General features: G+C 71.8%; 7 protein-coding genes. 1 reads left to right on the top strand and 6 read right to left on the bottom strand.

Features of this window, described 5'->3' with window-relative positions; all coding sequences use genetic code 11:
- Positions 1-24 precede the first annotated feature (24 nt).
- The 6 genes from ACR807_RS39545 to ACR807_RS39570 all read right to left on the bottom strand — a co-directional run bounded on the left by ACR807_RS39545 (position 25) and on the right by ACR807_RS39570 (position 7,753).
- The gene (locus tag ACR807_RS39545; RefSeq protein WP_438926666.1) at positions 25-3,132 is read right to left on the bottom strand and encodes a helicase HerA domain-containing protein; all 3,108 of its coding nucleotides are present in this window, start codon (positions 3,130-3,132) and stop codon (positions 25-27) included.
- Positions 3,129-3,737, bottom strand: coding sequence for a hypothetical protein (locus ACR807_RS39550; RefSeq protein ID WP_438926667.1), 609 nt, complete (start codon positions 3,735-3,737; stop codon positions 3,129-3,131). The genes ACR807_RS39545 and ACR807_RS39550 overlap by 4 nt, the downstream gene beginning before the upstream one ends.
- A gap of 11 nt (positions 3,738-3,748) precedes the next feature.
- Entirely contained in the window at positions 3,749-5,374 is a 1,626-nt protein-coding gene (locus tag ACR807_RS39555; protein ID WP_438926668.1) for a tyrosine-protein kinase family protein, read from the bottom strand.
- Positions 5,371-5,967 carry a toll/interleukin-1 receptor domain-containing protein gene (locus ACR807_RS39560; protein ID WP_438926669.1) on the bottom strand — a complete coding sequence of 199 codons (597 nt, stop codon included), beginning with the start codon at positions 5,965-5,967 and terminating at the stop codon, positions 5,371-5,373. Before ACR807_RS39560 ends, ACR807_RS39555 begins: the two co-directional genes overlap by 4 nt.
- 110 nt (positions 5,968-6,077) lie before the next feature.
- Positions 6,078-6,836, bottom strand: coding sequence for an ABC transporter permease (locus ACR807_RS39565; RefSeq protein WP_438926670.1), 759 nt, complete (start codon positions 6,834-6,836; stop codon positions 6,078-6,080).
- Positions 6,833-7,753 (bottom strand): ATP-binding cassette domain-containing protein, encoded by a 921-nt coding sequence (locus ACR807_RS39570; RefSeq protein WP_438926671.1) that lies wholly within the window; start codon positions 7,751-7,753, stop codon positions 6,833-6,835. Before ACR807_RS39570 ends, ACR807_RS39565 begins: the two co-directional genes overlap by 4 nt.
- A gap of 101 nt (positions 7,754-7,854) precedes the next feature.
- On the opposite strand from ACR807_RS39570, the gene ACR807_RS39575 reads away from it, so the two are divergent.
- Entirely contained in the window at positions 7,855-8,610 is a 756-nt protein-coding gene (locus ACR807_RS39575) for a TetR/AcrR family transcriptional regulator (protein ID WP_438926672.1), read from the top strand.
- The last annotated feature ends 8 nt before the right edge of the window (positions 8,611-8,618 follow it).

The following is an 8,618-nucleotide window of genomic DNA, read 5'->3' on the forward strand; positions in this document are numbered from 1 at the left end:
CCGGGACCGGTGCCGCGTCAGGGGTCAGGGCCGGCCGTCGCGGGCCCGGTCGAGCACCTCCTCCAGCCGCAGCGGGCTGGGCGGGTGGTGGCTCAGGCACAGCGGGGCGCGCATCCGGCGGAACCCGAAGTCCTCCCCGGTGACGTAGAACCACCCGCGCTCCAGGCGCGAGATGTCCCCGACCGAGCTGCCCTTGGCCCTGGCCATCTCGGTCGCCGCGGCGACCTGCGCCGGGGTGTTCAGCCTGCCGTAGAACTGCGTCGTGGCGTTGCCGGTGACCTGGTTGTGCACGCCCTTCGGCGCCTGGGTGGCGAAGACCAGGCCCAGCCCGTACTTGCGCGCCTGCGACGCCAGCAGGATGGTGCTCCGCGTGCTCGCCGTCGCGGTGCCGGACGGCGCGATCGTCTGCGCCTCGTCCATCACGAGCAGCCCGCCGAGCGGCCGGTCCACCGCCGGGTGGCGCTTGACCCAGGCGAACACCTCCAGCTGGAGCTGGCTGGTGAACCCCTGCCGCTGCTCGTCGGACGGCAGCCCGACGAAGCTGATCACCGAGATCCGCGCCCGCTTGCCCGGCGTCGGGGTGAGCAGCAGGTCGGGGTCCGTGGGCTCGCCCCGACCGCCGAGCAGCGGGTCGTTGACCATCGCGGCCCGCAACGTCTCCGCCAGGTCGGCCGCCGTCGCCCGCGCGGTGGTCAGCTTGCTCACCCCGTCCGGCAGGTCGGCCAGCACGCCGATGAACTCCGACAGGTCCCGACCGCCCTTGCGGGCGTAGTGCGCCATGGCCTCGCGCAGCACCGCCTGGCCGCGGGCGGCGGTCTTCGTGGCGCCGCCGACCCTGGCGTGCGGGACCAGGCGGGCCACGGCGGCCTCGACCGAGGCGGTGAACTCGTCCTCGTCGTCCAGCACGCCGGCGAAGTCGGGCAGCGGGTTGAAGCTCATCGGGCGCCCGCCCGCCCGTCCCGGGGTCCACACCACCACCTCGGTGCTGCCGAGGTACTCGTCGGCGCTGCGGGCGTCCCCCGGCCGCCAGTCGGCCGGCGCCTGCGGCCAGGCGTCGCCCAACCGGGCCAGGTCGTTGTTCGGGTCCAGCACGATCGCCGACACCCCCCGCAGGGCGCACTCCTCGACGATCCGCCGCAGCAGCACGGTCTTCCCGCTGCCGGAACCCGCGAAGATCATGACGTGCTTGCGCAACGACTCCAGCTCGACCCGGACCTCGCCGTCCATGCCCAGCGCGATCCCCGTGGGGGACGGCTGCTCCCCCGACGCCCGTGACGGCGGCGGCCGGGTCTCCTGGTGGCTGGCCGCGGAACGCCCCTGGCCGGGCAGGATCTCCCGCAGGAACGTCGAGCTGCTGGCCGGTTTCCGCGCCACCAGCCACGCCAGCAGCTGGTGGCTCTGCATGGGCAGCATCTCCTTGAGGGCGCTGAACGTCCGCAGGTCGTCGTCCGAGACGTTGACCCGCCGACCCCCGGTCCGCTCCAGCTCGGCCACCTCGCCCCTGGTCTTCTGACCGGTCCACCCCCGGTTGCCGTTGACCATGAGCACCAGGTGCCGGTTGCGCGCGCCGGCGCGGATCTCCGCCGCGACCCGGGCGTCGCGCAGCCGGCGCAGCACCACGTTGCCGTGGGCGCTGGCGATGAACCGGAACCCCCAGCGCTCGGCGACGTCCAGCTCCTCGTCCACGGTGCGGCGCAGGCCGGCGTGCAGCTTGCCCCCGCCGGCGATGGACTCCACCTCCCACGCCATGTCGTCGTTGCCGACCTCGTTGATCCACGACTTCAGCCCGGCCAGCAGCAGCCCGGGCATCACCTCGTCCTCGTTGTGCTGCTTCAGCGCGGCGGCCGTGATCTCCGCCTTGTCCCGCAGCTCCGCGAACCGGGTGTCGAAGTCCCGGAAGTGGCCCGGCTCCGGACCGTCGGGCCCGGTCGGCCCGGGCAGTGGCTCGGGCGGTGGCTCGGACGACTCGTCGAACGACCCCAGTTCCCGGATCTCGCCGTAGAGGCAGGACTCGGCGTGCGCGTGGATGCGCCGGAGGAGCTGCCGCGGCGTCTGCGGCAGCCACGACGCGCCGAACGCGTCCGGCGACACCGGCCAGGTCGGCTGCGGCGGGGTGAACCCGGTGCGCTCGTAGACCACCCCGAGCCAGCGCTCCACCAGCGCCCGACCGAGGCCCGGGTCGACGATGGAGTTCAGGATCGGCGTCTCGGTGAACCGGTCGGACACCGTGTCGCTCGCGACCGAGTGCAGCTTCTTCCACGTGTAGGGCAGGCACGCCACGAGGGACAACGTCCGCCTGGTCGTCTCGCGGAGCTGCATCAGCCCGTCGGAGAACAGCGCCAGCTCCTGGACGAGCCCCGCGTTCGTCTCCTCCTCGTCGGTGAGGTCCTGGCTCTTGTTGACCAGCGTGTCCAGCTGGTCGATGGCGATGACGCTCGGACCGGTCAGGGCGAGGACGCGCGAGATGTCGCGCACCAGCGTGCGCGCCGACTTCGGCTTGACCGGCAGGCCCCAGTGGCGGCGTTCGTCGCCGGTGTCCTCGACCCCCTGGAGGTAGGTCAGGCCGACGTCGAAGTGCTCGGACCCGTAGAGCACCAGGGCCCGGATCGTGTCGCCGCACTCGACCGCCACCAGGCCGTCCAACCCGGACAGGTGGTGCAGGAAGGCGCGCAGGTCGTCGGGGGTGAGCGGCGCGGCGGCCGTGATCGCCCCCGCCACCACGCCGGGCACACCGGCCCGTTCGCACAACTGCCGCAGCAGGGTGGTGAGCTGCAGCGCGCCGTTGTCGTCGGGCCGGCGGAGCTGGCTGCGCAGGGCATCGGCCACGTCGTCCCAGAACACCGTGCCGTCGGTCAGCTCGACCAGGAAGAAGTAGCCACCCTGCCCCTGGACCACGCGGCGCACCGCGCCGAGCAGGTGGGTCTTGCCGACGCCCTTCTGGCCCTGGAGCACCAGGCCGACCGGGCTGGGGCCGGTGCTGGCCCTGGCGTCCGCGATGCCCGCCCGGATGCGGCGCTCCGCCCTGTCGTGCATGCCCTCCACGTGGGACGGCGAGGTGTGCCAGACGTCGTCGGGGGTCTCGGCGGAGTTGAAGCGGAGCGCGGCCAGCGCCTCGCGTTGGTCACCGGTCATGATTCCTCGATCGCCATGAGGTGCTTGTCCTCGCTGCCGATCCTGATCGCGGCGGCGTGGTCGGCGTCGGTCAGCGCCTTGCGGTTGGACTCGGGGACCAGGTGCACCTCACCGGCCCTGGCCATCCCCAGCAGCACCGCGTCCACCTCGGCCCGGTCCGCGCCGTTGAGCTCGGGGCGGAGCCTGGCCAGCCGGACCCAGTCCTGCGGCTTGACCGACAGGTCCAGGTAGGCGGAGCGGATCAGCGTCTCCAGGTCCCCGCCGGAGCGGATCACCTCGACCAGGGTGCCGTGCCGCCGGTGGTGCTCGATGAAGATCTTCAGCACCGCGAAGTGCGCCCGCGACAACGCCCCCGTCCTCGACGGCGGCCCGCCCGCGCGCAGGTCCTCCAGGCACCAGGTGATCCCCTCGTCGGTGATCCGGTGGACGAGCCGGTTCCCCACCTTCCAGGACCGGAGGAGCCCGTCCTCGTTCAGCCGTTCGCGGCCGCCCTTGCTGAGCCTGGCCTTGAGGTCTTTGTCCAACTCCGTGTTGGGCACGTCCCGGTTCTCCAGCATCAGCACGATCAGCGCGGCCCGTTCCTCGTTCGCGTACTCCCGCGGCATTCCGCCACCTTTCAGTCGGAGATCGAGTGGATTCGACGGTCGATCCGGGCGAGCAGGGCGTCGATCAGGGCGCGCAGCTCGTCCGGCACGGCGACCCGGCCGCCGTCTGCGTGCGACCTGAACAGCACCCCGAGGTCGAGCGACAGGTCGTGCAACAGCGGCAGGTCGCCGTCGTCGAGCGCGGCGGTCATGTCGCGCACGGTCTGCTCCACGAGCGGCACCCGCCGACGGGAGGGCACCTCCGCCGGTACGTCGCGCAGTGCGGCCGCCGCGTCCCGCAGGGCCTCCTGGTCGGGGCTCTCCGCGTCCGACGGCGTGCCGGTGATCAGGTCGAACAGCTGCCGCGCCACGTGCGCGGGCCGTGCGCCCGGCTCCAACCGCAGGTGCTGGAGGTTGCGCAGGAAACCCGGCAGGTGCTCGGGGTCGGTGCCGTGCGTCAGCACGCAGAACAACTGGCGTCGGCCACTGGCCGGGCCGATCGCGTGCCGGAGGAAGCGCTCCGCCTCGGTGACCTGCCAGCGGCTCGCGGCGCGGTCCACCACCAGGCACAGGTGCTCGGCGGGCTCGCGGCGCCGGTCGAGGAACTCCGGGTCGCCGGACAGCGACCCGCCGGCGCGGACGCCGAGCGCGCGCAGTTCGTCGATCAGCTTGGTCGCGACACCCAGGGCGGACCGCGGACTGGAGACCAGCAGGTCCAGGCCGAACTCCCGGCGGCGGTCGCGCGCCGCCGCCACGTAGGCGTCCCGGTTGTCGGCGAGCAGGTCTGTGCGGTCGAACTGCTGCGCGACGACGGCGGCCACCGTCTCCAGGGCGAACGAGATCTGGTCCGCCGAGGGGACGAGTTCCTCCAGCACGGACAGCTGCTCGCCGAAGCTCCAGTAGGAGACGTACGGCACCGTGAGGTGCTTCAGCATCAGGTCTTCCGGCACGCTCTTGACCAGCCAGTTGCCGAAGAGCGGCGCGACGACCCGGGCGCACCTGCGCCGCCACTCCTCGGCCCGCTCGTACTCCACCCGGTTGTCCAGCCGGGACAGGATGGGGAGCACCGTGTGCTGCGGTCGGTCGTAGGGCATCCGGTCCCGCGCGCGGTCGGCGCGTTCGACGACGTCCACGACGTCCTTGAGGTTCTGCTCGTTCGCGGTGAACACGACGGCCAGCCGATCCGGCAGGTGGGCGGTGCAGATGCCGCCGATGTCCGAGATACCGGTCCGGCTGTCGATCAGGACGAAGTCGTACTCCTCGGTCCACTCCTCCCGACAGCGCTCCAGGAAGGTGGCGAACCCCAGCTCGTACAGCTCCGCCCAGTTGATCTGCTGCATCCGCCCCATGTAGGACTGGTCCAGCCTGCCTGCGGCCAGCAGGGCGAGGGTGCCGCCCTCGACGTCGAGCCGGACCGCGTGGGCCCGGGGGCCCTGGGCACCGCCGAGGAAGTCGTGGGCGAGGTCGATCACGCCGCCTTCGGGCGCCGTGGGCAGCACCGACGCGAAGTAGTGGTGCAGGCCCGGCGCCTCCAGGTCCCAGTCGATGGTGAGGACCCGGTAGCCCCAGCGCGCCAGGAGGACCGCGATGTTGGCCAGCGTGAAGCTGCGCCCGACACCGCCCTTGTAGGAGTAGAACGTGATGACGGTGCCGGTCACAGCTCGAACCTCGGCAGCGGGGGCGGCGGTATGAGCAGCGGGTCCGGTTTCTCGACGATCGGCCAGTCGGGCTGCCACTCGGGTACCTGCTGCAACAGTTGGACCAGGTCACGGGCCAGCTCGTTGACCTCCCGGTGGAAGCGGTTGAACTTCCGGCTCTCCTGGAACACCAAGTCCGGCTGAGCCAGTTTTTTGAAGTCCCGCCAAGAACGCGTCCGACCTTCCATCGGAAAGTTTTCCGAGTCCGAGTAGAGGATGGGGTAGACCAGCCCCTGGGTCAGGTCCGAACCCGCCAAGCCGAGCATCTTCTCCCGCTCCTGCATACTCCGCCACTCCGCCACGCACCACTGCGACTCGAAGTAGGGCGGGGTGAGGAGCTGAATCATGATCTTGCTGCGGTGCAGGGCTTTTTGCAGGTTGGAGGGCCAGTCCACAGCACTCGGCATGGTCCAGTCGACGTACACCCTCGGCGCCGGCGCCACCTGGTCGGCAAGGCACTCCACGAGCTTCTGGTGGAAGTGGTTCTGGAGCCACTTCCGCACGCTGCCGTAACGGCTGTAGCTGATGAACAAATCGTACTTGTAGCCGGACACCCGGCAGATGATAGGCAGCCGACGGCCGCCGAAAACAGACAAAAAAGTGGGCAGTTATCGCGCCGCGGGCCAAATAGTGGACAAAAACGGGAAGCCGCGCGGCGCCGGCGTCAGTCCCGCACGCGGCGGCGGTAGAGGGCGGTGGCCAGGAGGAAGGAGGCGACCAGCAGGGCGAGCGACCAGGTGAGGGCCAGGGGGCCGCTGGTGCCGATCGGGGTTCCGGTCAGCAGGCCGCGGACGGTTTCGATGATCGGGGTGATCGGCTGGTGCTCGCTGATCGCCTCCAGGGCGGCGGGCATGGTCTTGGTCGGCACGAAGGCGCTGCTGAGGTAGGGCAGGAACAGCATGAAGAAGCTCAGGGCGCTGGCCGACTCGACCGAGCGGGCCACCGCGCCGAGGCCCGCGGCCAGCCAGGAGAGCGCCAGGACGTAGAGCAGGAGCAGGCCGGCGGTGGCGAGCCACTCCACCGCGGTGGCGTCCGGGCGGAAGCCCATGGCCACGGCGGCGGCCACGACGATCGCGGTGGACAGGGCGTTGCGGGCGACGCTGGCGACCACGTGGCCGGTCAGCACGACGAACGGGCGGATCGGCATGGAGCGGAGCCGGTCGACCACGCCGGAGGTCATGTCGTCGGCCACGGCCATCGCGGTGGACGCGGCGCCGTAGCCGGTGCACAGCAGGACGATGCCGGGCACCACGTAGTTCACGTAGGTCGTGCCGGTGGCGATGGCGCCGCCGAACACCTGCACGAACAGGGTCATCATCAGCAGCGGCAGGACGGCGGACATGACGAGGGTGTCGGTGTTGCGCCTGCTCAACCTGATGCTGCGGCCGATCATGGTGATCGAGTCGGCGACGGCGTGGCTCATGCGGGAACTCCCCTGCGGGCGGTCAGCGCGAGGAAGGCGTCGTCGAGGGTGGGGCGGTGCGAGGAGACCCGCTCGGGCGTCGCGCCGGCGTCGCGCAGGTCGTCCAGCACGGTGTGCAGGTGGGCGGCGGAGCCGTCGGACGGCAGGCTGAGCACCAGGTCCGACGCGCGGGAGCCGCCGAGGCGGACGTGGGCGGCGGCCAGGTCGGCCGGTGAGGCGAACCGGAGGTCGAGGCGTTCGCCGCCGACGCGGGACTTGAGGTCGTCGGCGGTGCCGTCGGCGACGACCTTCCCCTTGTCCAGCACGGCGATCCGGTCGGCGAGGCGGTCGGCCTCCTCCAGGTACTGCGTGGTGAGGAAGATCGTGGTGCCGGTGCGCACGAGGTCGCGGACGGCGTCCCACATCGTCGTGCGGCTCACCGGGTCGAGGCCGGTGGTCGGCTCGTCCAGGAAGACGACCCGCGGCGACGCGACGAGGCCCGCGGCGAGGTCGAGGCGGCGGCGCATGCCGCCGGAGTAGGTCTTCACGCGGCGGTCGGCGGCGTCGACCAGGTCGAAGCGCTCCAGCAGCTCGACCGCGCGCTTCCGGGCTCCCCCGCGCCCGAGGCGCATCAGCCGGCCGATCACCACGAGGTTCTCGCGGCCGGTCTGCTCGGCGTCCAGGGCCGCGTACTGGCCGGTGACGCTGATCGCGGCGCGCACCGCGGCCGGTTCGCGCACCACGTCGTGGCCCGCGACCCGCAGTTCGCCCGCGTCCGGCCTGGCCAGCGTGGACAGCACGCGGATGGTGGTGGTCTTGCCCGCGCCGTTGGGGCCGAGCAGCGCGAAGACCGACCCCTCGGCGACCTCCAGGTCCACCCCGTCCAGCACCGCTGTGGAGCCGTACGCCTTGCGCAGGCCCCGCACGTCGACGATCATCGCCGCCCCCTTTATGCGTATCGGATACGCAGATTAGCGTAGCTCATACGCAGTTTTCTGCGGAAGCCCTAGACTGCGAGCAGCGCGAGGAGGGGGCGAGGATGACCGACGAGGACGGCCTGCCGGACGAGATCGCCCTGCTCTGGGGGCTGCGGGAGGCGCCGAAACGGGGCCGCAAACCGTCCCTCACGGTCGCCGACATCACCCGCGCGGCGATCGAGGTGGCCGACGCCGAAGGGCTCGCCGCCGTCTCGATGGCCCGCGTCGCGCAGCAGCTCGACAAGTCGACGATGGCGCTCTACCGGCACGTGAACAGCAAGGACGAGCTGCTGGCGCTGATGGCGGACGCGGCGCTGGAGTCACCGCCCGAGCTGCCGGCGGGCGACTGGCGGGCCGGGCTGACCACGTGGACGCGCGCCGTGGTGGGCGCGTTCCGGCGGCACCCGTGGTTCGCGCTGATCCCGCTGGCCGGACCGCCCGTCGGGCCGCACAACCTCGCCTGGTTCGACAGCGCGCTCGGCGCGCTGGCCGACGAGCCGGTGGGCGAGGCCGAGAAGGTCGGCATCGTGATGGGCCTGCTCACCTTCGTGCACGGCGAGCTGCGGCTGGGCGTCGAGCTGTCCCGGGTCCACCGGGAGAACCCGGACGCGTTCAGCCGGTCGTACTCACGCGCGCTGAGGGTCGTCGTCGACCCGCGGCGGATGCCGGCGCTCGGCCGGGTCGTGGCCGCGGGCGTGTTCGACGCGGACGACCTGTACGTGCGGGAGGAGGTGGACGCGGACTTCGGCTTCGCGCTGGACCTCTACCTCGACGGCGTGGCCGCGCACCTGGCGCGCAGGTCAGGGACGACCGGGTGACGGCGCCG

This window comes from Saccharothrix sabaoui (assembly GCF_051756985.1).
Classification (GTDB): Bacteria; Actinomycetota; Actinomycetes; order Mycobacteriales; family Pseudonocardiaceae; genus Actinosynnema.

Coding starts and splice junctions, on each gene's coding strand:
- ACR807_RS39545 (WP_438926666.1), bottom strand. CDS start 3,132: ATGACCGGTGACCAACGCGAGGCGCTGGCCGCGCTCCGCTTCAACTCC.
- ACR807_RS39550 (WP_438926667.1), bottom strand. CDS start 3,737: ATGCCGCGGGAGTACGCGAACGAGGAACGGGCCGCGCTGATCGTGCTG.
- ACR807_RS39565 (WP_438926670.1), bottom strand. CDS start 6,836: ATGAGCCACGCCGTCGCCGACTCGATCACCATGATCGGCCGCAGCATC.
- ACR807_RS39570 (WP_438926671.1), bottom strand. CDS start 7,753: ATGATCGTCGACGTGCGGGGCCTGCGCAAGGCGTACGGCTCCACAGCG.
- ACR807_RS39575 (WP_438926672.1), top strand. CDS start 7,855: ATGACCGACGAGGACGGCCTGCCGGACGAGATCGCCCTGCTCTGGGGG.